Consider the following 537-nt stretch of genomic DNA (forward strand, 5'->3'; position numbering starts at 1 on the left):
GGCCGCCGTTCCGGCAGGCGCTGCGGCCCGGCTCGGCACTGCTGCCGATCGCGCTGCGGGTCGCGGTCGGCTGCGCCGCCGCCGGGTGGCTCTCGTTGGCGCTCGGCGGCGGCCGACCGTACTGGGCGGTGGTCACGGCGGCCTCGGTGTTCCAGGCCAACAGCACCCTGTCCTGGCAGCGCGCGCTGCAGCGGGTGCTGGGCAACCTGCTCGGCCTGCTGCTGTTCACCGCCGCGCTGCCGCTCGCGCACTCGGGCCCGGTGGCACTGATCGGGCTCGGGCTGATCTGCCAGTTCGGCGCGGAGGCGACGATCGCCCGCAGCTACTGGCTGGCGACGGTCTTCGTCACCCCGCTGGCGCTGCTGATGACGGAGTTCGCGGGCGCGCAGCCGGCCCGGGCGCTGGTTGCCGACCGTTGGCTGGACACCTGCGTCGGCGCGCTCACCGGCCTCGCGGCCTGCCTGCTGGTCACCAACCGCCGCACCGCCGCCCGGCTGACCCGCGCCCTGGCCGGAGCCGCGGCCGCCGGCCACCGGG

1 protein-coding gene is annotated in these 537 nt (G+C 77.1%); it reads left to right on the top strand.

Features of this window, described 5'->3' with window-relative positions:
* Positions 1-537 (top strand): FUSC family protein (locus KS423_RS46995; protein ID WP_224285715.1); only part of this gene is annotated, 537 nt, incomplete at both ends.

The organism is Streptomyces sp. LS1784 (assembly GCF_020103755.1).
Lineage (GTDB): Bacteria > Actinomycetota > Actinomycetes > Streptomycetales > Streptomycetaceae > Kitasatospora.